The 23,015-nt window shown below is 58.1% G+C and carries 18 protein-coding genes; 11 read left to right on the top strand and 7 right to left on the bottom strand.

The window, feature by feature from the left end; translation table 11 throughout:
- Positions 1-83 precede the first annotated feature (83 nt).
- Entirely contained in the window at positions 84-527 is a 444-nt protein-coding gene (locus ACM561_RS11895; protein WP_425905303.1) for a VOC family protein, read from the bottom strand.
- A 351-nt stretch (positions 528-878) separates the two neighbouring features.
- Between ACM561_RS11895 and ACM561_RS11890 the strand changes: the two genes are divergently transcribed.
- Both ACM561_RS11890 and ACM561_RS11885 read left to right on the top strand, forming a co-directional pair.
- Positions 879-1,340: a hypothetical protein gene (locus ACM561_RS11890; RefSeq protein ID WP_425905302.1), complete on the top strand. Its 462-nt coding sequence runs from the start codon at positions 879-881 to the stop codon at positions 1,338-1,340.
- Positions 1,341-1,710: 370 nt separating this feature from the next.
- Positions 1,711-2,157 carry an NUDIX hydrolase gene (locus ACM561_RS11885; RefSeq protein ID WP_425905300.1) on the top strand — a complete coding sequence of 149 codons (447 nt, stop codon included), beginning with the start codon at positions 1,711-1,713 and terminating at the stop codon, positions 2,155-2,157.
- A 248-nt stretch (positions 2,158-2,405) separates the two neighbouring features.
- Here the strand turns inward: ACM561_RS11885 and ACM561_RS11880 are convergent, their stop codons facing one another.
- The gene (locus tag ACM561_RS11880; RefSeq protein WP_425905298.1) at positions 2,406-2,696 is read right to left on the bottom strand and encodes a hypothetical protein; all 291 of its coding nucleotides are present in this window, start codon (positions 2,694-2,696) and stop codon (positions 2,406-2,408) included.
- A 407-nt stretch (positions 2,697-3,103) separates the two neighbouring features.
- Here ACM561_RS11880 and ACM561_RS11875 point away from each other — a divergent pair, with 407 nt between their 5' ends.
- The gene (locus ACM561_RS11875) at positions 3,104-3,406 is read left to right on the top strand and encodes a hypothetical protein (RefSeq protein ID WP_425905296.1); all 303 of its coding nucleotides are present in this window, start codon (positions 3,104-3,106) and stop codon (positions 3,404-3,406) included.
- A gap of 52 nt (positions 3,407-3,458) precedes the next feature.
- Here ACM561_RS11875 and ACM561_RS11870 read toward each other — a convergent pair whose 3' ends face one another.
- The 3 genes from ACM561_RS11870 to ACM561_RS11860 form a co-directional block, all read right to left on the bottom strand.
- Positions 3,459-3,773 carry a hypothetical protein gene (locus ACM561_RS11870; protein ID WP_425905295.1) on the bottom strand — a complete coding sequence of 105 codons (315 nt, stop codon included), beginning with the start codon at positions 3,771-3,773 and terminating at the stop codon, positions 3,459-3,461.
- A 398-nt stretch (positions 3,774-4,171) separates the two neighbouring features.
- Positions 4,172-4,960 carry a nodulate formation efficiency C protein gene (locus tag ACM561_RS11865; protein WP_425905293.1) on the bottom strand — a complete coding sequence of 263 codons (789 nt, stop codon included), beginning with the start codon at positions 4,958-4,960 and terminating at the stop codon, positions 4,172-4,174.
- A gap of 936 nt (positions 4,961-5,896) precedes the next feature.
- On the bottom strand, positions 5,897-8,740 hold the full coding sequence (locus tag ACM561_RS11860) for a peroxidase family protein (protein ID WP_425905291.1): 2,844 nt from the start codon (positions 8,738-8,740) through the stop codon (positions 5,897-5,899).
- A 223-nt stretch (positions 8,741-8,963) separates the two neighbouring features.
- Here ACM561_RS11860 and ACM561_RS11855 point away from each other — a divergent pair, with 223 nt between their 5' ends.
- The 3 genes from ACM561_RS11855 to ACM561_RS11845 all read left to right on the top strand — a co-directional run bounded on the left by ACM561_RS11855 (position 8,964) and on the right by ACM561_RS11845 (position 13,137).
- Positions 8,964-9,572 carry a hypothetical protein gene (locus tag ACM561_RS11855; RefSeq protein ID WP_425905290.1) on the top strand — a complete coding sequence of 203 codons (609 nt, stop codon included), beginning with the start codon at positions 8,964-8,966 and terminating at the stop codon, positions 9,570-9,572.
- Positions 9,573-9,717: 145 nt separating this feature from the next.
- Positions 9,718-10,965 carry a cytochrome P450 gene (locus tag ACM561_RS11850; RefSeq protein ID WP_425905288.1) on the top strand — a complete coding sequence of 416 codons (1,248 nt, stop codon included), beginning with the start codon at positions 9,718-9,720 and terminating at the stop codon, positions 10,963-10,965.
- 258 nt (positions 10,966-11,223) lie between these two features.
- Complete coding sequence (locus ACM561_RS11845; RefSeq protein ID WP_425905284.1) at positions 11,224-13,137, top strand: di-heme-cytochrome C peroxidase; 1,914 nt, start codon at positions 11,224-11,226, stop codon at positions 13,135-13,137.
- Positions 13,138-13,387: 250 nt separating this feature from the next.
- Here the strand turns inward: ACM561_RS11845 and ACM561_RS11840 are convergent, their stop codons facing one another.
- Positions 13,388-13,867 (bottom strand): hypothetical protein, encoded by a 480-nt coding sequence (locus ACM561_RS11840; RefSeq protein WP_079445802.1) that lies wholly within the window; start codon positions 13,865-13,867, stop codon positions 13,388-13,390.
- A gap of 1,011 nt (positions 13,868-14,878) precedes the next feature.
- Here ACM561_RS11840 and ACM561_RS11835 point away from each other — a divergent pair.
- Complete coding sequence (locus tag ACM561_RS11835; protein WP_425905282.1) at positions 14,879-15,442, top strand: hypothetical protein; 564 nt, start codon at positions 14,879-14,881, stop codon at positions 15,440-15,442.
- A gap of 85 nt (positions 15,443-15,527) precedes the next feature.
- Here ACM561_RS11835 and ACM561_RS11830 read toward each other — a convergent pair whose 3' ends face one another.
- Positions 15,528-17,822 (bottom strand): DUF2235 domain-containing protein, encoded by a 2,295-nt coding sequence (locus ACM561_RS11830; RefSeq protein ID WP_425905280.1) that lies wholly within the window; start codon positions 17,820-17,822, stop codon positions 15,528-15,530.
- A gap of 953 nt (positions 17,823-18,775) precedes the next feature.
- Between ACM561_RS11830 and ACM561_RS11825 the strand changes: the two genes are divergently transcribed.
- The 4 genes from ACM561_RS11825 (at position 18,776) to ACM561_RS11810 (ending at position 22,924) form a co-directional block, all read left to right on the top strand.
- Positions 18,776-20,281: a tyrosinase family protein gene (locus ACM561_RS11825; protein WP_425905278.1), complete on the top strand. Its 1,506-nt coding sequence runs from the start codon at positions 18,776-18,778 to the stop codon at positions 20,279-20,281.
- A gap of 40 nt (positions 20,282-20,321) precedes the next feature.
- Positions 20,322-21,821 carry a S8 family peptidase gene (locus tag ACM561_RS11820; RefSeq protein WP_425905277.1) on the top strand — a complete coding sequence of 500 codons (1,500 nt, stop codon included), beginning with the start codon at positions 20,322-20,324 and terminating at the stop codon, positions 21,819-21,821.
- 1 nt (position 21,822) lies between these two features.
- Positions 21,823-22,071, top strand: a complete 249-nt coding sequence (locus ACM561_RS11815; RefSeq protein ID WP_425905275.1) for a hypothetical protein — start codon at positions 21,823-21,825, stop codon at positions 22,069-22,071.
- Between the two features lie 298 nt (positions 22,072-22,369).
- The gene (locus ACM561_RS11810; protein WP_425905273.1) at positions 22,370-22,924 is read left to right on the top strand and encodes a thioredoxin family protein; all 555 of its coding nucleotides are present in this window, start codon (positions 22,370-22,372) and stop codon (positions 22,922-22,924) included.
- Positions 22,925-23,015 lie beyond the last annotated feature (91 nt).

Genomic DNA, 23,015 nt, shown 5'->3' with positions numbered 1-23,015 from the left:
CACGAGCCAGCCGCTCCGCCCTTAGACGCTCGCGTTTTTGACATGTCAGTACCGGCGTGCCTTGAGGTCCAAGCTAAGAGCATCTAGCCGTCCCGCTGTACCAACTCGATGGTGATGCCCTCGGGACCTTCGAAGAGCCGCAGCTTTCGGCTGATGTAGTCCATCTCGTCGCTGAGCACCGTCACGCCATTAGCCACGAGGTGTGCAGTGGTTGCCTCAAGGTCGTCGACGCGGAAGGCGAGATGATTGAAGCCTAGTCGTCGCAGGTTCGTTGGGTGCACACCCGGATCGGCCCCTGGGGTAGGTTCAAATTCAAGAAGCTGAATCTCGAATTGGGGATCGGCTCCTTCGAGAGCGAGAGTGATGTGTTGCGCCTTCATGTCCGGCATGCCCATGTAGCGGGCAGGGAGTCCGCCGTCGATTATCGCGACGTGATCCTTTCTGAAGCCAAGGAGCGCGAAGAGCTCGATCGCCGGGCCGGTGTCTGCCACTTCAATCGTAATATGATCCGGATTGAGTATCATCATCACTCAGCGTCACTAGCGCCGCACATCATCCGTGCGCAAACCACCGTCATCCGGCCCTCCGCTTTTACAAGCCTATCAGCTCGCCCCGCCACACGGTAGGCAAGGCTGGCTCAATGTTTCACCGCGCCGGTTCGTGCGCGAGGTCGCTGGCCAAGACCGGAAGTCGCCATCAGACCACGACTTGCGATCTACCCGCGCAGGAACGAGTAAACAATGCTAACGTTGTAGGAACGGCCGGGAGATGTGTGACTGCACGTCGAGTGTTCGTCCTGGGCGGATCGCACTGGGCCATTGACGCAGTCAAAGCCGGCCTGATGCAAGTGCGAAACGCTCAACCCGAAGGAGTGTGCAATGCGTAAGAAAGTGTTGGCCATCTTGAGTGGCGTGGCAATCGCCGCATCGGTTCTCACGCTGGTGCCGGATCAGGCGTCGGCGCAGAGAGGAGGGGGCTTTAGGGGTGGCGGCGGATTTGGAGGCGGTGGTTTCCGCGGCGGCGGATTTGGCGGTTTTCGGGGCGGTGGATTTGGAATGGGGATGCCCGGCGGGTTTAGAGGCGGGTTCGCCGGCGGCGGGTTCAGGCGCGTGGGCTGGGGGGGTAGACATTGGGCCGGAGGAGGCTGGGGATGGCGGCGGGGCTGGGGATGGGGCTTTCCTGTTGCGGTTGGCCTCGGCGGCTGGGGATGGGGCGGGGGCTGGGGCTATCCGTACGGTGGCTGGGGCGGAGGCTATCCGTATGGCTATGGTAACGGTTGTTGGGGGTGGGGCGGCGGGTACCAGTGGAACGGCTGCTACCAGCCCTATGGTTGGTATTGATTCGGAGCATGAGAGCCGGCGGGTTAGAGTTTAGCCATGGGCTCACGCGAGGCATTGCCCATGCAAGCTCAGCGGGATCTGCCGGTTCACGCTCGTTGCGAGCGTTGTATATTGCGAGTCTTTACGCAGAACATGTTGTGACCGTTTGAATTATTTTTATGGTGTTTTTTAGCACCGAGTTTCGTCCAGAAACCTCTGGACGAAACTCGGATGTTCTCAAAGATGTTCTCAAATTCGTCCCTCCAGATGAAACGGATTTTCTCGATGAAGCTGTCACGTTCCGATATTGCAGTCCATGAACTCGCCGGTCGCTCCGGTGTGCAGCTTTTCCCATAGCCCGAAGTCGTAAAGTCCTGTCCTTAGGTTTTCGATGAACAATTCCTATACCCGCGAAATCGCAGCGGCACTCCTGATCGATGTTAACGGCAACGTGCTTCTGCAGCAGCGCGATAATATTCCCCACATCATTCAGCCCGGAAAAGTCGGCCTATTCGGGGGGCACAGGGAAGGCGAGGAAACATTCTTGGAGTGTGTTGTCCGAGAGATCGCCGAAGAAATCAGCCAGCATATTCCTGCCGAACGATTTCAACATCTATTCAGCTTGGACGGAGCTGATCCGGAGCGATCTGGCGGTCACCTGAGAGGGGAATTTTTCGTTGCTTATGATGTTCCGACCGACGCCTTAGTGATTACCGAAGGTAAACTTTTGATAGTTCTTCCAGACGCCATTAGGAAAATGCAATCGAAGCTGACGCCAACAACTCTACAGGCAGTGAACGTCTTCATGAGCCGTCAAATCTCTCCGGCCGGCCGATGAGAGTGATCGTGGCCGCAACTATCTCGGATTTATCTATTGCGACCAATGAGCGTTAGATTCTGGTGTACCCTTCAGACTTCATAAGTTTAGCTTGATCCAGGCCGGTGCGTGATCGCTGGCGTTGTCTTTGCCTCTTACGTCGCCATCCTCGCCCGCTTCTACTAAGCGGGAAGCAACGGAATGGCTGAGAAGAAAGTGGTCAAGCCTGAGACCATGATCCTTTTCATAGCGATCTCGCCTGTACGTCCCTAAGGGCGTTGATGTAAAAAGCCCGCATCGCTGCGGGCTTCTTTTTCACCAACCACCGTATCCGCCTCTGCCGACGCCAACCCCCGGCCCACCATAGCCGCCCCCGCCGTAACCGGGGCCATATCCTCCGCCGTAACCTGGGCCACCGTAGCCGCCGCCTTGGCCATAGCCGCCCCCGCCATAACCTGAGCCACCATAGTTGCCGCCATGCGGAGCGTAACTATCGCTTCCTTGCTGACGATAGTAACCATGGCCAGATTGGCCATAGTGCCGGCTATGGCGGTGGCCATCGTGCTTACGCCCAGAAGAGTGTCGATAGTGCCGATTTTGAGATTTACTGCCGGTTGACAACTGGGCGACCTCGGTCAGGCCCTTTTGCTTGGCTGCGTTTGCAGCGGAAACACTGAACAGTACAGCCGCGCCAACCGTCATCGCTACAATCAACTTGTTCATAAGCCAACTCCCATTAACGTGTGGAAGGCTAATTAACACGGACGGTTTGCGTTCCGGCGCATCACCCAGAAATTTGCGCTAAGTAGCTGAATATCTGTTCATATTCGAATACGGAGGCGTACAGGGCGGTTCTGCGCAGAGTGCTCGGAATGACCCAGGCGCACGATATCTCACGTCCCTGCGGCGCGTTACGCGATTGGCGTTGGTTAGTCGGGAAAGATGCCAGGCAGCGACGGAGCGGGCGGTGTTGGTGCTGCTGCCTGAACCAATCGATCACGCAATACTGAACTCCCAATCTCCGGCGCGAGGGTTACATTTCAAGTGTCGCACGTGGAGTATCGCGATGCTTAGCACCCCGAATGATCTAGCTGATCGGATGGCGGCGCGACGCCACATATCGCGGGCCGACCGCAGTCATTTTCCCGCGTCTCGTCTGATCGATATGAAAATGATGCTGCCAAATCCGTTTGCCGAGATCGGCGAGCAAAGACAGCCGCGCAAGCGTAAGGCCAGCGGAACCAAGAAGCCCGCTCGTCGCGAACTTTGACAAAATGCCGCTGGCGCGAGTGGAATCACCGACGAGATGCGCGGCGCAGAGATCAGCGCTCAAACTCCCTCATGGTGTGCTCAACCAGACGATTAATGTGAGGGATGTCAGTGTGATCGCTGATCACATCGAGCCCGTTTCTTTCGTTGTCGTAGATTAAAGTGATGAAGCCAACGCGCCGCTCTTCGACGTTTAGCATGAGCGTGTCCATTTCGGCATGAAACATCGCGCTGATGATCTCGCTGCTATTCCGTGACTGGTCCACGATCGTCTCGTCCCCGTTGTTGATGGAGATGATAAAGCCGTCGTTGACCGCGTTATCAACGAGCGTGGTGGCAATTTGTTTGTGTAGTGATGTCGAACTCATTGGAAGCGCTCTCTTCGTCCTTCCGTAACCGGATCAATTTCAGCGCTCGGGGACGCCGCCCGGTAGTGTGCTCCGCTTCTTTGTTTTCGCGGTGGCGTGAACGCGGCACTATGATGCAAGGAGTCAGGATTGCGTTATTATCTCCTGCAAGGGTGAGTGGAGGTTGCATCACCCTCATGACGCGCGATTGAATGATCGCTGGAACACAAGCGTGCCCATGATCTTCACGCTCCAATCACTCGGCATCTCAGTACCTACGCCACACAGTCGGCGTCGAGAACCGCACGACCTAAAGGAAATAGAGGAACGACAATCGTCAGGAACGAGCGGATGCGGAGCGGTGTCTGAGTAACATGACAATCCGGAAGAAGAAAAAGTCCGGCACTCGATCCGTACTGCTACCGTGGTCCTTTGAGCGCTTTACGGACCGCATCAAACGCTTTTTGCTCATCCGGTTCGACCTGTTCGAACCAATGGCCGGGAGGATACTTCGCGATGCGACGGGCAAAAAATGATGCCGGCTGCCACGGGTCGCGATTTGTCTTTTTGAAGATAATGACGCCGTCGCGCGTAAAATATGACGGGCCGGCGATCTCGCAATTTACCGAAATCTGAAGCCGCCAAACATCCTCCTTGGGAGCCTCCTTGGGCAGAACAACGTAGTCGAGAGATACAGGATGGCCTATTGTGCAGCGTCCTTTCTTCAAAAGATCGCCTAGTCCACCCTGCGCTGTAACAACAAAGTCGTAGCTGGACGTGTCATGTAAAAAGGCAACGTTAGGCTGCGGGTATTCGTCTGCCATCTCTCTGGCAATGAGGGACAACGCGAACGGTTGCCAACCGAGTTGCATTGTCTTCGCGTAAGATGGACCAAGTGACATGTCGCCCTTGGCCGATATATTCCAAGAGATTGTATATGCGTCGTCAGGCTTGTCGCCTTGGCTTCTAGCCCACAAAAAGACCACGGGGGTTTCAGTGTCATGTTTCTGACCGACTTCCCAACCTCTCGGGACAAAATGGGCAATCTTGGCCGCGCGGGACAGTATATCGTTTATCGTCGCTCCATCTTGCGCTCGCCACGTGGTCTTGACGTGTTTTATCAACACGTCATCTTCGGCGTATGCACGACCAAAAATTACACCCGTTGTTGTGAGCGTAGCAAAGAGTAACAGCCAACGATGCATCATGGGAGTTTTGCGCCCCAGCGAGTTGCAATCAATCTAACCGTGCCTCATCCCCGCAAACAGAATTAAGATGACAATGAGTCGACGGGGATAGGCAGGAGAGAAGGCAAACCCCAGCACAGAGAGTGCGAGCAATCGCTCTGCATTTGGGTGCCCAAACGTCGGACGCAAGCCAAGCGGCCCAATCGTAAGAATGAACAGGGCAGGTAAGAGTATCTAAGCCGTTGCGCTTCAGCGCTGACACCACTATCGAGTGCTTAACGACACACCCATGGTATGCGCCTTGGCTGCCGTTGCACCTGGTGTTCGTTTCAACATTCTTGCAATCTTCGCCACGCCTGCCTTCTGCTTCGCAAGCGCCTTAAGAGTGCGAACGTCGTCCTTCGTCCACTCGCGACGAACGGCTGTTTTCTTCATGGGCAAATCTTCATTCCTTCAATCGCAAAACGCGCGGTTTAGCAGATCGCGCGTTTTGCGCAAGGCAACGACGCGTGTCTCGCGCGAGCTAGTTAGCTAAAGAGTTTGATAAAATGGCGCGGTGGAGAGATCTCGTCGCAATCCCTTAAGTGCGATCAAGGTCGTGCTTTTGGTCAACGGAAGTCTCAGCCGTCCCGTTGGTGAAGCTGGAGGCTTCGCCAACGGTCGCTTTCGCGAATGTGGGCGATAATGGTTCTATGGCTTCTTCACTGACTGTTAGGAGTTACGCCGGGTTGTATGGCGATGTTGATTCGTTCTTTGAGAACGGAACAAAGTCAGAGGGTGAACGAGCATGTCCAGTGCAAGCGAGAAAGCGAGCGCAACGCAGCACTCTCGTCCAGCGGGGTCTTCGGTCAATCCAGGATGGCGCCGGCTTCCCGCGAGCGACATGCGCGCAACGAAAAGGCAGGTCCGATTGGTCCGACCGGACCTGCCAAGCATTCACGAGCACTGCGATCTGGGTCACTTTTTGAATGACGGATCGCTCTTTGCGTCTACGCGCGCTTTCCACTCGAGGGAGTAGTATTCGCCGCGATCACGCGCCCACGGATCAAACGTATTGATCACGTGCCTGAGCTCGGGCTCCAGCTCAGGGGCGTTGCGTAGCAGGATGCGCTTAAGCGGAGCGACCTCCTGTTCGTGGCCGTTCGGCTCGCCTTGCTCCATCCGCTTGCCACCCGGGCCGTTGTTATTGACCCAATCGAGCCCGAAGGTCGTGTAGAACTCTGGGCGGTAGCTCGACGTGAAGAACCGGTCGCTAAATAAGCGGCGCGAGGCGTTCAGGATGAACAGATGGAACTGAGTTTCTGAAATGGCGGAGCCATGCGGGCGGGTCGTCTCGGCGAGCCATCCGACCACCATGTCGACGTCCTCGATGTTGTCGACCTCGCTACCATTCGCATTGCCGAGGCAGTCGTTGATCGGCGAGCCGTCGGGATTGCGCTGCGCTGAGGTGATCTGCTTGCTCACGTCGCACTTGTGCGTGCCGTAGATCGCCCGCAGAGAATCCACTAGTTCCCGCTGAAGCTTTTTATCCGCCTCGGAGACGTCAGGTCGTTTGTCGATGAAGTCCTCAAAGCTGGTCAACTGGCGCAGGCCGATCTGCCGCCGCAGTTCATTGAAGCGGGGCAAGCCACGCTCGCGGTCGCGGATGAGGTCGAGGGCGGCAACGTCGATCTTGGTGTCGAGGCGCGGGGCAAGATCGAGATTCTGCATGAACTGGGGATGATTGCGCAAGAACAGCAGACCGAGGCGCTGGCGGCCCATCGTCAGGGCCCAGTTTGCCAGTCCGCCGTCGTGCATCCGGGCGGTCGCCTTGCCGCGGAAGGTGTCGATGACCGCCACCTTCTTACGGATCTGGTTCGGGTCGTTCTCAATCTGGCGGAATTCGAGCAGGTCTGGCACGAGCGGGTGCAAGCGGTAGACCGTCGGAAATTCCTCCGGAAAGTTGAACGGCGATCCGAAATGGCTGGTGCCTCCGTTCACGATCTTCGGGTCCCACTTTCCCGTACCCTCGTCGACCAGTTTCTTGTTCGCGCCGGTCGCGATGATCCCAGGTCCCGACGACACCGCCGATGCGAGCACGTTGGCGTCCCTGGGGTCGCTTGACGCCCTGAACTTGTCGCGGATGCGCTCGACGATCCGGTTCATAACCGGGTATTTGTCCTGATCGATAAGGCCGGACCAGTTGGAGTTCATCGCCCGGTATAGCGGCTCGTTATAGAGAAGCTGCGTCGTCCATTCGATTGTGTGGATCTTCGCGATCTCGGCCGACACCACGAGCCGCGCCACTTGGAAGAGCTCCTCAGGCGTGACTTGCGAATAGGTGATGACTTGCCGCGGATCGGCGGGGTTGCGCAGACCCGAATCGGCGTTCGGCGTGAGTGCCGCCTGCTTGCGAAATTCATCCACGAAGTTGTTGTGCTCGCGCACGAACAGATTGTGATAGAAGCTCATGCCAATCGACCAGTTGTCCGGAAAGGCCGTAGCTTCTTGGCCGGCCCATTCGGGCTGAATCGGATCGCACTGTCCGGTCGTCGCCCCAGGCGGGCACGCGCTCCCGAACACGGGCAAATACCCAAGTTTCTCACCGGTGTGACCTGGCCGCATGTCGAACTTCGCGCGATCAGCCGCATCACGCTTGGTGCGTCGCTCCGAGCGCTCGTCGTAGCCATAGATCTGCGACGCGTCCCACCAGGCCGTGACCGTGTTGCGCGTCGTCTTGTAGGACCGCGCGGGTCGTTCGGTCCCACTCTCCCCGGCCTTGAACATTGCGGGAGCGGTGGAGTCGGCGATCAGTGCCGCGTCCATCTTGTCGCCGGGGCGGCAGCCGAGTTGGACCGCCTCCGGCGTCGCGCAGCCGAGGCTCGTCATGATGTGCGACTGGTCGTTCCGCGAATCGTCGAGGTGTGAGAACCAGTCGTGCGTCATGAACTGGATCCAGAAGGCGGCGAGCACATTGAAGGACGGCGCCTTCCGGTACGGGCAGTCGGCGTCGACCGAATCGGACGCACCATGCCCTTGATTGCAATTCCGCGCCCCGGCCTGGTCGCGTGTGAATAGCTTGCGGCTAATCAGCTGCGGATCTGGCTTGAGCAACCCGAGCCGGTCGCCGTGCCGATTCTTGGCGAGCTCGTTGGCGCCAATATCAGGAAACGTGCTTTCGAACTCCACGTTGCGGGCGAAAAGCTGCCCGCTGGCTCCCATTGCGGGATTCTCGATGTCGTTGCAGATGCCGGTCAGTGTGCGATGGCGGATCAAGTCTCCGTCGCAGCGCTGCGGTCCATTGCCGCCGACGCTGGCGAAGCTTGGATGCGTCGGCTCGAGCCGCATCTCGCTCCACTTTTTTAGCACCGGCCCGGTCGGAGAACTGGCATATTGCGCAAAGGTCTTATTGTCGAACAAATTGAATTTAATCAGCTCCATTCGCTGATATTCGAGATCGATCAGGGCGCCTGTGATGCCGCGTTGGTCGCGGACGTCGAGCATCGATCTCTTCGAGGCGGTACCGAAATAGTTCGACCAGTCAACCCACGGGGTCGGCCGTTGTTGAACCGCGCTTGATCCGCCGCGGCACATCAGGCGGTTCGTCTCCGCGACCTTCCCCTGGAAGCGCTCGCTACGCTGCGTCGCGATCGGGCGGAGCGGCTTCTCTTCATCAAGGCTTTGCAGGCCGAGGGCGATGCATGCCCGCAGGACCCCAAGATCATCCAGCCTATTCTCCTGCGCAGGCGCTGGTGTTCCCACGCTCGCAACCATCGCGGTCGCGCAGATGATGCTTCCGATAACGAGATATGACCGGCGCATATTTTTCTCCCTACCGGGCCGCGATGCAAAACAGCGACTGTCTGCCAACGACGGTACCGTCATATCCGTGCCCGCGCAACTTCTCGAACAGCAACTGCGTCGGCCGGCGTTCTCGCTTCGGCAAGCTTTTGTTTACCGCTCCGGGCTTGCGATACCGAAGTTCTTGCTCAAGTCTGAAGACCGTGAGAACTTAGTGCCTGAATTTTATAAGAGAGGATAGATCATGTGGAGAGCATTGATCTCGATCATTGCGATTGCTGGCGCGTCATCGAGCGTTGCTGCGCAGACTATCACCGACCCTTCCGAGGTTGTATCGCATCTCAAGCTCTGGACGCAGGAGACGGGCGACCCGGTCTACTATGGCGAGGTTAGAGACGTCGATGCTCGCTCCAAGCGGGTCGGTGGCCATTACCAATGCCTGGCGCTTGCGTTTATCAAGTATGATGGCGGCGTACTGCAATATGCCCACAAGATGTGGTCTAAATCGCGAGATGGGTCGTGCCATTATGATGATGTGACGTCGCGCAAGGTCGGCAATCATGGTGCGTGCGTGAAGGACTCTAATGCAGGTTTCGGGAAAGCGGTCGGCACAGCGCGCATGACCAAGGACAACATCGATTACGAACATAGCACCTTCAGAACCGTCGATCTGAACACCCGTCGCGTCGGCGAAACCAAATCTTGCATACCGCCGAGGGGCGCTAGCGCCGGTCTCTATTCCATGAGAATCGTCAACGGCAGATTCCAAATCATTACCACTCGGCCTTTGGCCTATGAGGTGAACATAGAGCCTCAGGATCCACATAATCCACCAACCAAGCCGGTGTTCTAGACTGTGCGGACAAGCCTGAAGCAGGTATGGAATATTTGATTCGGCCTGAAAGCATTACGCGCCCACCATGATCTAATTCTGGGATCTGCCCTTGTGCGATCGGCACAAGCTTTGCCTTCTGGCCACAGCAATTGGTGACGACGTCATGCCATTCCTCGAAGCGCTCGATGCTCTGCCCGCAAACGATCCCGCTCGCACCGAACTGTTCTATCAGTGGCTCAGACGCGACTGGAGGGCGCTGTTCAGCGAATTGCGCGAGCACCGACCGGTCATGACACTACCGCCCTTCACGGTTCTGGCGCGCTGGTCGGACGTCGTCGATACGCTTTCCCGCAACGAGACGTTCCGCGTACCCTACGCGCCGCATATGGATGACTCAGTCGGTCCGTTCATGCTGGCCCGCGACGGGGCGGTGGAGAACTGGCGCGACAAATCAGTGATGCGCGCGATACTCCGTTGGGAGGACGTGCCGGCAATCCGTGCGCTGGCGGCAGTCACGGCGGCCGAAGCCCTCGCCGCCGTGCCGCCGCCTACGGTTGACGTCGTGCAGACAGTCTCCCGGCTCGTGCCGCTGCGCGTCGTGCAGCAAAGCTTTGGTTTCCCGGGGCCGGACGATAAGCACATGTTGCGCTGGTCGTGGGCGACGCAGGCCGATATGTTCCACAACCCGACAAACGACCGCTCCCTGCTTGACGCCTGCAATGCGGCCGGTGCCGAGATGCGGACATGGATTCGTTCGTTTCTTGTCGAACGCGAGCCTTGGAGCGACGCGCAGGGCGAGGATAGCGTGTCGCGTTTGCTGCGAATGACCGCGGGCAGTCTCTCTGGCCTCGATACCGAGCAGGTGGTGAGCAACATCTGTGGCCTGCTGGTCGGAGCGATCGAAACAACGTCGCAAGCTATCGTTAACGCTACCGAGCAGATCCTGTTGCGTCACGACGTCACCGTGCGAGCGATTGAAGCGGCTCGATCCTCGGATACCGCAGCATTCGATGCAATCGTCTGGGAAGCGCTGCGGTTTAACCCGATGACCACTTTCGTCGCCCGCGTCGCCGCCGAACGGGCGGTGCTCGCCCCGGGCAGCCCGCACGAGACCACGGTGGCGGCCGGGTCGGTTATTGCGGTCGGCATTGGCTCGGCCATGTTCGATCCAGGTGTTTTCCCCGAGCCGAACGAATTTCGCGTCCGCCGCCGCACATCTTATCTGCATACGGGCTTTGGACCGCACGAATGCCTCGGCCAATTCGTCGCCTATGCTATCATTCCGGAGACGATCCGGCAGATTCTTCTGCTGCCTGGTATCCGGCTGATCGAGGGCGATGCCGGGCACATCGACATGGCCGGCGGCCCTTTCGCCGAGCATTTTGTCATCGGACACGGGGCAGGCGCGTAGGATTAAACGGGGCGCGAGCCCTCAGCGGGAGCTGCATGCACGGTGAAATACCGTTTCGGTTCGGTGAACTCTGCTCTCTTTGCGGCCGCACGTTCCGACTGAGCCCCGTGCAATGCGGCCGTCACCAGCTGCGATGATCAGCGCGTCACAGCTGCTGGTTGGACGTTTTGCTCGCACGTCGGTCCAATTGTCGATTAGAAGATCATTCTGTCGTAACGAATCGAATTTTGGCTTTCAGTGGTGGAGCGGGAGGGGAGAGTGATTACGAAACGTGGGGTGAAGACCGGAATCGGTATCGTCGCGGTCGTGATCGTTGCCGTGTCGCTTGTTGGCTTCAAGCTTTATCGAGACAAGCTGACGGTCAGCTTGCCAGATTACGCGCCCATTAAGAAAGCCGTGTGGCTCGATCAAGGCTGGGACCAGAATCAACGTGAAAAATTTCATCACGCCGATCAGGGGACCCAGACGCTCAACATACCCTATGAGTGGTTCATCGCGCTGGAGCAGCCGCGGTTGTCGCTCGTGGGCGATGTCGGTCGCTTAAGCGACCCGGCTTATCTCGACCGATATGGATTCATCCCGGGTGCTACCAAGGGCGGCGAGAACCAGTTACCGGTAGGGTTTGCACGAGCAGGGACGATGCGCACGGTGACAGGGCAGCCGTGGCTCAACCCGCGAACCAAAGAGCCCATGACACGGCTCGGATTTACCTGCGCTGCCTGCCACACCGGCCGGCTCGCTTATCGCGGCACGACCGTACTTATAGAGGGTGGCCCGGCTCTGACCGACCTCGGCAAGTTCCGACAAGGACTCGGGATATCGGTTCTGCTTACGAAGCTCTCTTCCGGCCGCTTTCTGAGCCTTTTCTCCGACCGCTTCGATCGATTTGCGAAAAATGTTCTCGGGGAGGACGCTAGTAAGGAAGACAAGGCGGAATTGCGCCAACAGCTGACCGCTGTGTGGGACCAGCTCGATGTCATCAGGAAGCTCGACAAGAAAGTCGCTGAGAAGAGCGTTGACGAAGGCTACGGCCGTCTTGACGCCTTGAACCGCATCGGGAACCAGGTGTTCGGGCTCTCCTTGGGGCCTGAAGCCAGAGAAAAGAACTACGCCGCCACCACGGCGCCAGTGAACTTCCCTCACATCTGGACCACTCCCTGGTTCGATTGGGTGCAGTACAACGCGTCGATTATGCAGCCGATGGTGCGCAACGCAGGCGAGGCGATGGGGGTTTCTGCGTTGATCAATCTAACCGACCCCGGGAAAGGATTGTTCAGTTCCGAGGTTCAGGTGAAGGCGCTTGCCAACATTGAGAAGTCAATCGCGGGGAATCAGCCAAGCGAAACGAACGGCTTCACGGGGCTGACGGCGCCGAAATGGCCAGAGGAGATTCTGGGACCCATCGACACCGCACTCGCCGCGAGAGGCGGGGCTCTTTATGACGATTTATGCAAGGGTTGCCATCTGCCGCCGGTTGGCACCAAGGCATTCTGGGACTCGAAGGCGTGGTTACCGCCAAACGGTTTTAACCAGCGCTATCTTGAAATTAAAACAAAGACGATCGCCGACCTCGGTACCGATCCAGCGCAGGCGGAGGACATGAGGAATCGGAAGGTGGTGATTCCGGACAGTTTAGGAATCGCCACAAACGAGTTCGGACCAGCCCTCGGCCAACTGGTCGAGAAGGTAGTGACTCATTGGTATGACGCTCACAACGTTTCCGAATCCGAGCGTCCCGAGTTGAATGGGTTTCGGCCAAACTTGATCCAACATCCGCTCGCCTACAAGATGCGGCCACTTAACGGAGTGTGGGCAACGCCGCCTTTCATTCATAACGGCGCTGTCCCCAATATTTACGCGCTACTTTCACCGGTTTCGGAGCGGCCAAAGACCTTCTATCTGGGTCGGCGAGAGTACGATCCCGTCTGCATGGGCTATCAGATAACGGCATCGGCCGCGCCTGAGGACAATCTTGACCTGCGTTGCCTCGGCTCAAAAACCGATCCGGAAGCGGGACGGTTCACTGGCGGTTTCAAGCTGGATACAGCGTTGCGAGGCAACCGCAATACCGGCCATGAATTCAATGATGGGCCACATGCGAATGGTGTAATCGGACGCAAGCTTATGCCGGACGAGCGGCGGGCACTGATTGAATTTTTAAAGACGATATGAGCCCGTCGCCGATGAAGGGCGGCGGCAGTGCCAAGCAACTAGGGTACGAGCAAGTCCAACTTTTTTCGTCACGAGATGGCGTGTCATGGCTGACGGCGCGTGCGGAGCAACCTCATAGGCGGCCGCGCTCCGCGCGCAGGCCGTCAATTTGGTCAGCATTCAGCGGCTTTTCCGCAGACTGGTCCTAAATCTCCCCAGCGCTACGGGAAGACTTGACGGTGCATGTGTGTTCGATTTTGGCTCAGGGTGGTCAAGGTTTAGCGCCGAAGAGCTTGATAGCCTCTAGCATCGACTGCCCATATTCCTCTGCAAAATTATGGATCGCTTGACGAACTTGCTCCACCGACCAGCCGTTTCGCCACAGCGACGGATCTTCAATGATCTTGTTTTTCCAAAATCTGAACTTGTGGTCGATGTCTGCCTGATTGTTGTCGGCGGACATGTCAACGACGAGTACTAGAGCGTCAGGTACCCCTCTCGCTTTAGATGGCGACCAACCGACAAGGAATGGACCTTCTCCCTCGAAGTTTACGTGTTGCTTCTGTGCATCTGAAATGGCGAGCTGTGAGGCCACAAGATCGTAATGATCCAGGACAAACTCGCAGTCATCAGCCTTTGCCTGGCTGGCCTGAGGATCATCCAACGGCCAGATCGTCACCATCTGATCGACGACTGGAACACTCGAAGTTTCGCTTCGCGGAAAAAAGGCAACGAAGGCCTTGCAGACCATCAGAAGCTTGGCACGGCTTGCTGCAGTAGGCTTTGAGTGTAGTACGAGTAAGCCATAGGCTCCTGCATCTGACGGCGGTATCTCTTGTGCCCGCAGATATGCTCGGACAGGCTGTAGTGGCCTATGCGATGCAGAGTCACCACGTTCGCCGATTGAGGGGCTTGGGCGACCTATGGTAGGTGCGGAGCGGGGTCCATGACCTACATTTCCGTTGGTAGCGCCGGCACCGCCACCGCCACCGCCCCCGGTGCCGTTGCGGTAGCTGGACCGGCCAGAGCTGGCATTTCCTGAATGTCCACGCCCGGACTCTCCAACGAAGCGTCCCGATCTGCCTTTGCGTTTCTTCTTATGACTGCCGACCCCTTCCGGCGACGAGTTGCGGAACGAATTAGCCTTTGTTCGAGCAGAGCCGGAGCCATAGCTTTGGTCACAATTTCGGTCTCGCGGATCGCAATCAGCACGAGCGCTGGCCAAGCTGAGGCACAGAGCCAAAGCAGCAAAGCAAGTGAAGCGAAGTAGCGATTTGGCCATGTCATTTCTCCTTCCTGATTGCGCCAAGAAGAAAGCTAAAAATCGTGCCCATGACCGTGCAAAACAGCGTCACTGTCACGACGAGGAAGATCGTTCCCGAACTAGTGTCCGGTCTAACCCACCACGTCAGGGCGACTGCAAGTAAGAAGCCGACTGCGGTGGATAGGCCAAAGCTCTTCACCCTCGTATCTCCCTCAGAGCGAACGGATTAACTTCTCCGCAGTTTTCGGTAGAGTTTGCATCCGGTGAGCCGGAGGAGGCAAGGCAGATTTGAGTCGAATGGAAAGCTGCGACGAGACCCGAGCGGAATTTTGCCTGGGTCTTATCGAAGAATGCGCCTGTGCTGACGTTCAATCAAGATCGTCTCGGCCAGCCGAGAACCTTGGCAGGATCAGATTACCCCGAGGAAATGCAGCACAGAAAGGGATCAGTATGCCAGACTTGAAACGGAGCGCGTTCGCAGCCGCAAGCTTCGCCCTGATGTGCGCCGCATTGCCTGTATCGGCGCAGGAAACCGTTCGTATCCGGGGTACGATTGAACATGTCGACGGGCCGATATTCGTGATCAAGAATCGCGACGGTGCAGAGGTGAAGCTGACCCTCACCGACAAACCGCTCTTTGTAGCAATCGTGAAGTCGACGATGGCCGAGATCAAGTCCGGCATGTTCGTCGGCTCAACCGGAATGACGCAAGCAGACGGCAGCCAAAGGGCGATCGAGGTGCACATCTTCCCGGAATCGATGCGGGGAACAGGCGAAGGCCACTATGACTGGGACCTCAAGCCGCAGAGCAAAATGACCAACGCGAATGTTGAGCAGACTGTCGCCGGGGTTGATGGACAGATACTTTCCGTCAAGTACAAGGGCATAGAAAAGAAGATTCATGTTACCCCCGACACGGCAATCGTCACCTTCGTCACCGGTGACAGGAGCGAACTTAAACCGGGGACCAAGATCTTTGTCGCAGCGAAAAAGCAATCTGATGGAACCCTGCAAGCTCCACGCATCACGTATGGCAAAGACGGATTGACGCCGCCGATGTGAATACGGCGCCGTCGATACAATCGAAGCTGCGCGCGATTAACCGGCGTATTGAAGGCGTCGGACGCGATGCCTCGTTCACATCAGCTCATTCCCGGCATTTCTGACCGCAAAGCCTGACCGTGACTTTCGCGCTGCCCCGATTGTTGTTCGGGCCATAGAAAGACGAGTAAATCCACGGCAGACCAATCACCGCATCATTTACATAGAGGAAAAGCTCCCCACTGCGTTGAGCCCTGATCGTATCCCTGAACGACACCGGCGTACTGCCCCTGACCTTCACAGGGTCGAGGAAATATTCATCTACACCTTTCTCGCCGATCCTGGCGATGAGCCTGAACCACGGCCGGAAAAGAACACGCCTGAGAAGGATGGCGCTCCTGAATGCCCATTCCTGCACGCCTTCCAATGTCGAGGTCCGAAAACCGACCGGCGTGGTCGGGATCTTATCGTCGGCCCAGGGAGCATCGATCATTACAACAATCTCGTATAGATACCCCGCCTTGACTGCCAGCCCGGTCGGCGCACAGAACGTGTCGGTCGAGAAATCCTTGGCGGGCTGCGGGATGCCGAGGTTCACAGCCCTCAACTCCGCCTTTGCAGACCCCGCGCAGAAAGCCCCAGCCGAGTCCGCAATGTTGAACACCAGATGGCTGAGAGCTGTCGCAACGATCCACACAATCGCCAAGGTGAAGAAAAGCGGCAGCACATGCCGCCTGCCGACTCGGATGACCCATCGGTAGATGCGCAGGTTGCGAAACCAGTAAATGACTTTGTGGACCAGGCTGTCCGGCAAGATTGATTGGCTGCCACGCGACTGCCAGATCACTCGCATCCCATCGTGAATCCTGCCGCTCAGGGATGAACCGAGGCTCATGAACAGCGCGATCGCGGCAATTCCTGCCAGGAACCACTCCGGATTAGTCGCATACCAGTCGGTCCACCAATGGACCGATCTCGGCAGGAACGACTCGAAAAACCTTACAACCTCCGAAACTAGCCGGACGCTTGATGTGAACTCATGCTCGGGGCGAAGATGGTGAAAGAGCCAGAACGCGGCCAGGTGGAACGATGCTGCAAGAGTGGCAAAATAGGCAAGACGCCGAAGCCAGACGTAATTCCACAGCCGTTCCTGCTGAACATGACGCGCGGCGGCCTGCGCAGGCGTCTCGAACGTCGTTGCACCAAGCGGCTGCACGGTGCCATCGCCGAGCAAGACAACATACTCCGGTGGCAGGCCAATCGGCGCGTAAGCATTGGCGCCGCTGTCGATGCGGCCGAAGACACTTTCATGAATCTTGGGCATGGGGATGCTAACCCCTACCGCCGGATCGTTGCACAAGTCGAAGACCTTGCGCGGACCGTAGCGATAATAGGAGCCGAGACCGGCACGCGAGTCATACAGGCGCCCGTCCTTGTCTTGCGATGAAGCCATCGCGATTAAGGCGTCTGGATCGGCCGTCGGCGCGGACTTGAATGACAGCCCGCATTTCTGCGCTTCCTGGATCAGCCAGTAGAGAGGGACGAACGCGAGCGCGTCGTCCGGATAACCGCCCCCGACATTGGCATGCATCCCGGTAAACCAGGCCTGAACCAGACGCTCCCCGGCGATACTTTCCGGCACAGGCGACACTGGTTTTCCGGGCGGCTGTTCGGTCCAAAGGACCGGGTGGAACGTGGTCCTTTCATCGTCGAGTGCCAGGGCGTGTCGTGCGAATTTTACTTTGTCGCTGAGTACCCGGTTCGGCAGTTCGAGCGGCCAGACCCAATTGCTTATGCCCCGCGTCATCTCGTCGATCGGCAACCCGTAGGCTGCCACCGTGTCCCACAACCCGAGGAATTCCAAGGACGGGACCGGGGTAAATGTGATCTTGGAATAAGACTGGCGTCCGCGAAGCTTGTCACAGATCGGTACCAGTACGTAGTCTCGAAATAACCTGAACGGCACCTCTATGCGCCAGATCGAGTGATAATTCTTGGCGCGGTAGGCTCGATACGCTTTGAGGGCGCCATTGTGCAACTCGGCGCCTGTGTTCGCCTGGACAAGACCTTGATCGAGCACCAGGGCCGCAAGCACGCGGGCAGTGAATGCCCCGCGGCTGAAGCCGAATAGATAGATCTTGGAAGGCGGCAGCGTATCATAGTTGCGGCAGATGAACTCGTACGCATCAAGGATATTACGCTTGAGCCCGTAACCGAACACACCTCCCAGTATCGCCAGCGGCAGGAACGATGACGTTCCCACGCCGTCATCATATTTCGCGGCCTGCTTGTTGCTCCGCAGGTCCAACGCCTGGAAGACGCGCCAGACATTGGTGCGCCACACGCTCGACGCCGCATTGCCCGTGCCATCGGACAGGATTACGATTTTCTCTGCTGCCACTCGGCCCCCTAGGACGCTGCAAAAATACAACGAATGGCGTTGTTGAGCCAGAGATGTCCGCGAAGCACTCGAACGCGCTAGCGCCTAAAAAGCCAGATGGTGTGCGAGACATTAATACCTAGCCAAAATACCTAGCCAAGCAGACCGCGACCTGATCCTTACAATGGACAGATGACCGTAAGACATCATCAATGCAGTCAAACGCGGAGGCTGAGGGGTTATTTCCATCGCTGGGGCTACCCTCGATGTTGCCGCGACCGTTACCTATATGTGTTCTCGGCAGAGCCATGAATAAGTACCTAGCAACTTTATTCGCTGTGAGTCTTGGAACTGCGGCAATGGCCGGCGGAAACGGCGACTCGGTTGCTCAAAAGGCAACAAGGAATAGCGAGGCCACAGGTTTGGCACGGATTTCGGTGCAGAAGGGCCCTATCAAGCTTGGCTCCGAGCCGACCCATATTCCACTCGGCGATCGCCCTCTTGCGGATATCAGCGCAGATATAGGAAACGCCGCGAGGGTGTACCTTGTCCTGGAGCATGTCCGCTTTGACCAGCCACCCGGCATTCTGTTTGAGGTGCTCATTGGAGATGAAAGTGCGCCGGGTTCTTACGAGCGTGTTGGTCGCTTCAATCTTTTTGAAACTCGAGAACTTCTAAGTTTTGATATAACAGAGCGATTTCGGTCTCTGGTTGCGTCAAACTCGCGGGGCATACTTGTCGTGACGATACGGCCTGCGGTCGGAGCGCGATCCGAGGCTGCAGCGCCTGGCTCCCAGGAGTGGTCTCGTTTGCATGCCCTCTTGGAGCGGGCTGCCGTTTCTATTGGCGTGATTAGGCTGGACGCCCGGTAACCGCGGGCGCAATGGGCGAATCGATTTGCGGGTGTGGGTAAGCTGTTGCTGCTCATAGTTGTTCGTGTACTCTCCTCCGGTGCAGCTTCGAGGAGGACGACCATGCCCGTGCTTTCACGTAGAAACTTCATTGCCAGCGGTGCGGCTCTTACGACAATTCCGCTGCCGGCCTGGGTTCATCAAGCGCACGCACAACCAGCTACCGTCCTGACTCGGTACGAGGCGACAAGCCCGCAGGGACAGGGAATGCTAGAAAAATATGCCCGAGCCGTCGCCAAGATGATGGTGCAGACACCGGAGGCCAGTCCGTTATCTTGGCTGTTCCAATGGTACACGCACTCGGTCGATCCCACTAAGGGAATGGCGGCCGAGGTCGCACGGCTTTATTCCGGGGCACCGCCGAACGATCCGAGCCGGCTTCTCGCGCTCGCGACGTGGAATACATGCCAACCGCATCAAGCGAACGGACTACCGCAGCAACAGCGAATGTTCCTCCCATGGCATCGCATGTACGTCTATCTCTTCGAGCGGATCATTCAGAAACAGCTCAACGACGCCACCTTCACGCTCCCATATTGGGACTACACGACCGACGGAAAGAAGGCGATTCCTGAACAGTTTCGCAGACCGAATGATCCTTTGTACAAGGTGCTCTTCCGCGCAAATCGCAACGACGGCTCCATTCCTGGCACGGCCAATGTGAATGGAGGGCAGCCCATCGATCAGGATGCGGATGCGCCGTTAAATCTTGATGCGCTTGCCCGGCGGGATTTCGACATAAAAGGTGTCGCGCTCGGTTTTAGCGCTGATGTTGAGAGGGGGATTCACGGCGATGTCCACGTGCTCGTCGGAAACACTTCGAACATGGGCAGCGTGCCATGGGCAGCTCGGGACCCGATCTTCTGGCTCCATCACTGCAACATCGACCGTATGTGGTGGAGTTGGAATAAGGCGGGGCGAAAGAACCCGACCAGTACGAGTTGGCTCGACCAGAGTTTCGCGTTTGCCAACGAAAACAGCAGCCGGGTGGACCCGGTCAACCGTGACTTCGTGGAGCCCGAGGCGATCGAGAACGGTGCCTATACCTACGATCAGCCATTACCAGTGCCGCCGCTTCCGCCGACGCCCGCTGGAGCTATGGTTGCTGCTTTTGCTCCATCGATCATCGCCCAGCAAGTGCAGCCCGGGCCTGTCAATCTGAGCGGGGCGGCGGTATCAGTGCCTCTCACGACGACTGCCGCGGTGCCGATGAGCGCGCAGATCGCGGCGGGCGGCCAAAACCAGCGAGTCTTCCTGGTCCTGCAAAATCTGCAGGCACACGCCCAGCCCGGAATCCGCTACAACGTCTATCTCGATCCGCCGTCTGGCGCTCCCTCCGGCCCGGCTTCGGGCCCCGTGGGTGCGATCAACTTCTTCGACGCTGTGGGACACGGCGAGCACGGCGGCATGGCACAGTCCGATAAGTTCTACAGCTTTGACGTGACGGGCAGGGTCACTGGCGCCGCGGCGGGCAATAGCACTCCTCCGACGGTGCGCATCGCGCCCGCGGGCGCGGCGGCAGCGGACGCGCGGCCAGCGGTTGGGTCGGTTGCCCTCGTACGGCAGTAGTCTGGGCCGGCCTGTCGGCGTGGCCCCGGGAGCTTGGCCAATGAACGACGACCGTATCGAGCAACTGATACTCATGTCCCGGCGCAGGTTGCGCGCTCGGGGACCGTCCCTGTCGCTGGCCGCCAGGAGGGTTCTGCGCAAGCTGGACTCGCTGGTGGATGTTCTGCACGAAAAGGATCGGCTGCCTGGACTTCGCGCAGCCGTGACCCTGGCGAAGGGTGTTCGCTGCCATGTCATCGATTCGATCCGCGGAGATGGGCCCAAGCTGATTGAGGTGATCAGGCGCGACATTCCAGCTCTTCGGGCGGCATTCCCCGAGCTTGACTTGGTTCCGGTCGTTCATTACCGGCCTGCTTTGGCCCCCCGACCTGCAGCGCTCTCTGTGGCTACTGATTCTGGAAGCGTAGGTTCGCTTTCTCTCAGGATCGTCGATAGGCTGACGGGACGCCCCGTTCAAGGCGCTCAAGTCGTGGCTCTTACGAATTTCGCGACCCGGGAGGGGCGGAATGGCGTATCCGACGAGGACGGACTGGCTTTGCTCGCGTTCGAGACCATGCCGGTGCGGCTTGAGAGGCTATACGTATACCCGCCACTCGCCGGCTATTGGGGGCTTTTTCAATCCGACTTCGTGCTCAACGATGGAGCGACCATCTCTTTGCAGCCGATCGATTTGACGCGCGCCGACAGCCTTAGACACTTCTTTCCGAGCGCTAAAGCTGACACTGGTGCCGGCGTCACGGTCGGAGTTATTGATGGTGGTGTCGGGCCTCATGCAGACCTAGTCTGTGAGGGCGACGCGGACAACGGCTCCGGGCACGGCACTCACGTGGCCGGAATCATTGCGAGCCGGGGCACGGCCCCGGCGGGAGTTCGGGGTATTGCCCCGGGCGCTCGGATTCGAAGTTACCGGGCGTTCGGCTCAGCAGGCGGTCTTGCATCCAATTTCTCGGTTGCAAAGGCGATCGACGCCGCGGTTCGTGACGGCTGCGACATCCTCAACATGAGTTTCATCCTTGAAGATGGTGTTGAAGATCCGGCTGTGCGCACCGCGATTGAGGATGCACGCGAAGGTGGGGTGCTACCGGTTGCAGCTACGGGGAACTCGTTTCGCCAAAGCGTGGGATTTCCGGCGCGCGACTCGCTCTGCCTTGCGGTTTCAGCGCTAGGCCGAAGGGGAACCTTTCCGGATGAGTCGGTCGAGGCGGCCGACGTGACGCCGCCGTTTGGTCTTGATTCCGACGACTATATCGCCGCGTTCTCCAACGCGGGCCTCGAGGTGGACCTCACAGCACCGGGGGCTGGCGTGGTCTCAACAGTGCCGGGCGGGTACGGAGTGTTGAGTGGGACCTCGATGGCCTGTCCGGTTGTTAGTGCAATGGCAGCACGGATGCTCGCTCGCAACGCAGAGGTCCTCAGCATGCCTCGGAGGTCAGAGCGTTCGACGCGTCTCGCGCAGCTAGTGTTGGGCGCTGCGGCCTCGCTCGGCTTCCCTGCCGATCTGCAGGGGGCTGGGATACCGTATGAAGGAGGCGACGCGTAAGATGGTCGTTTTCATTCTAAGGCAACGAGGCCCGGGGCCGCTACCCGATCAGGTGGTCGAAGTGGTGAAGAACCACCCTGGCCTTCAAATCATTGAACGCTCGACGAAGATGTTGCGGGTCGAGGGCACCAGCGAAGATTTGCAGGCTGTAACGGACGGGCAACTTGGGCTGCAATTTTCAGAGGAGCGGCAATATAGCCCCGTGAAGCCGTTCCAGGAATCTGCACGGCCTCCGAGACGCAAGCCTTGATCGTCACTCACGAGGTCAGTCGCCCTATCGCGAGACGGCATGCAGCTGTGGCAACAGGCATGAAGGATGGAAGGCTCATACAATATTAAAAAGGCTTTGAACTGGTCATCCGCTTTCGAGATAAGATGCCGTACATCATCTGCTTTAGTCCACCATCCGAGCGTACGGGCAGGAGTTCACGACCCTCAGGGCGACGGGTCGGGATCGCGGGCCGAAAAACGATCTCATCATCTCCCTGCAGCCGAGAAGGGAGTCAAACTTTAAAACCCGATCACATATTTCTAATTGGAGATGCGAGATGGCGATCACAGCCGACCAAGTTACTTTCGATACGCCGGCGGTTGAGTTTCGGCTTCCAGCGACCGACGGCAAGACTTACGGACTGGACGACCTTGCGGGCCAAAAGGGCACCGTTGTCGTCTTCATCTGCAATCATTGCCCCTACGTCAAAGCGGTGATCGACCGCATGGTTGCGGATGCGCGGGTACTGATGTCTGAGGGCGTTGGTTTTGTGGCGATTTGCTCGAACGATGCGGCGAACCGTCCCGAAGATTCATTTGAGAATATGCGGCATTTCGCCAAGGCTCATGGTTTCCCATTTCCTTATCTGCACGACGAGACCCAAGCGGTCGCGCGGGCATATGGAGCGGTGTGTACGCCGGACTTCTTCGGCTACAGCGCCGACCGCAAGCTCAAGTACCGGGGTCGCCTCGACGAAGGCCGCAAAACTGCGCCCCGCGCGGAGGCGCCTCGAGAGCTCGTCGAGGCCATGCGCGCGATTGCGAGGACCGGTGTGGCGCCAACTGATCAAAATCCGTCCCTTGGCTGCTCGATCAAATGGAAGGATGCATAAGCCGAGCCTGTCATCGAGCCGCACCAGCTACGCGGCGCCTGGCTGGTGCAACCATTGCCGCACTCTCGAAGCCTCCGGTGGCAGAAGTATT

The sequence above is a fragment of the Nitrobacter sp. TKz-YC02 genome, assembly GCF_049852135.1.
Taxonomy (GTDB): Bacteria; Pseudomonadota; Alphaproteobacteria; order Rhizobiales; family Xanthobacteraceae; genus Nitrobacter; species Nitrobacter vulgaris.
Note: the sequence above shows the minus strand (reverse complement) of the source record. Positions and strands in the feature narration are given on the sequence as shown.

What these genes read in the sequence shown, in the direction of transcription:
- ACM561_RS11810 (WP_425905273.1), top strand. Translation starts at nt 22,370, where the DNA reads ATGGCGATCACAGCCGACCAAGTTACTTTCGATACGCCGGCGGTTGAG.
- ACM561_RS11870 (WP_425905295.1), bottom strand. Translation starts at nt 3,773, where the DNA reads ATGAGTTCGACATCACTACACAAACAAATTGCCACCACGCTCGTTGAT.
- ACM561_RS11895 (WP_425905303.1), bottom strand. Translation starts at nt 527, where the DNA reads ATGATGATACTCAATCCGGATCATATTACGATTGAAGTGGCAGACACC.
- ACM561_RS11820 (WP_425905277.1), top strand. Translation starts at nt 20,322, where the DNA reads ATGAACGACGACCGTATCGAGCAACTGATACTCATGTCCCGGCGCAGG.
- ACM561_RS11850 (WP_425905288.1), top strand. Translation starts at nt 9,718, where the DNA reads ATGCCATTCCTCGAAGCGCTCGATGCTCTGCCCGCAAACGATCCCGCT.
- ACM561_RS11880 (WP_425905298.1), bottom strand. Translation starts at nt 2,696, where the DNA reads ATGGCCACCGCCATAGCCGGCACTATGGCCAATCTGGCCATGGTTACT.
- ACM561_RS11840 (WP_079445802.1), bottom strand. Translation starts at nt 13,867, where the DNA reads ATGGTCTGCAAGGCCTTCGTTGCCTTTTTTCCGCGAAGCGAAACTTCG.
- ACM561_RS11825 (WP_425905278.1), top strand. Translation starts at nt 18,776, where the DNA reads ATGCCCGTGCTTTCACGTAGAAACTTCATTGCCAGCGGTGCGGCTCTT.
- ACM561_RS11855 (WP_425905290.1), top strand. Translation starts at nt 8,964, where the DNA reads ATGTGGAGAGCATTGATCTCGATCATTGCGATTGCTGGCGCGTCATCG.
- ACM561_RS11865 (WP_425905293.1), bottom strand. Translation starts at nt 4,960, where the DNA reads ATGATGCATCGTTGGCTGTTACTCTTTGCTACGCTCACAACAACGGGT.
- ACM561_RS11890 (WP_425905302.1), top strand. Translation starts at nt 879, where the DNA reads ATGCGTAAGAAAGTGTTGGCCATCTTGAGTGGCGTGGCAATCGCCGCA.
- ACM561_RS11885 (WP_425905300.1), top strand. Translation starts at nt 1,711, where the DNA reads ATGAACAATTCCTATACCCGCGAAATCGCAGCGGCACTCCTGATCGAT.
- ACM561_RS11815 (WP_425905275.1), top strand. Translation starts at nt 21,823, where the DNA reads ATGGTCGTTTTCATTCTAAGGCAACGAGGCCCGGGGCCGCTACCCGAT.
- ACM561_RS11860 (WP_425905291.1), bottom strand. Translation starts at nt 8,740, where the DNA reads ATGCGCCGGTCATATCTCGTTATCGGAAGCATCATCTGCGCGACCGCG.
- ACM561_RS11835 (WP_425905282.1), top strand. Translation starts at nt 14,879, where the DNA reads ATGTGCGCCGCATTGCCTGTATCGGCGCAGGAAACCGTTCGTATCCGG.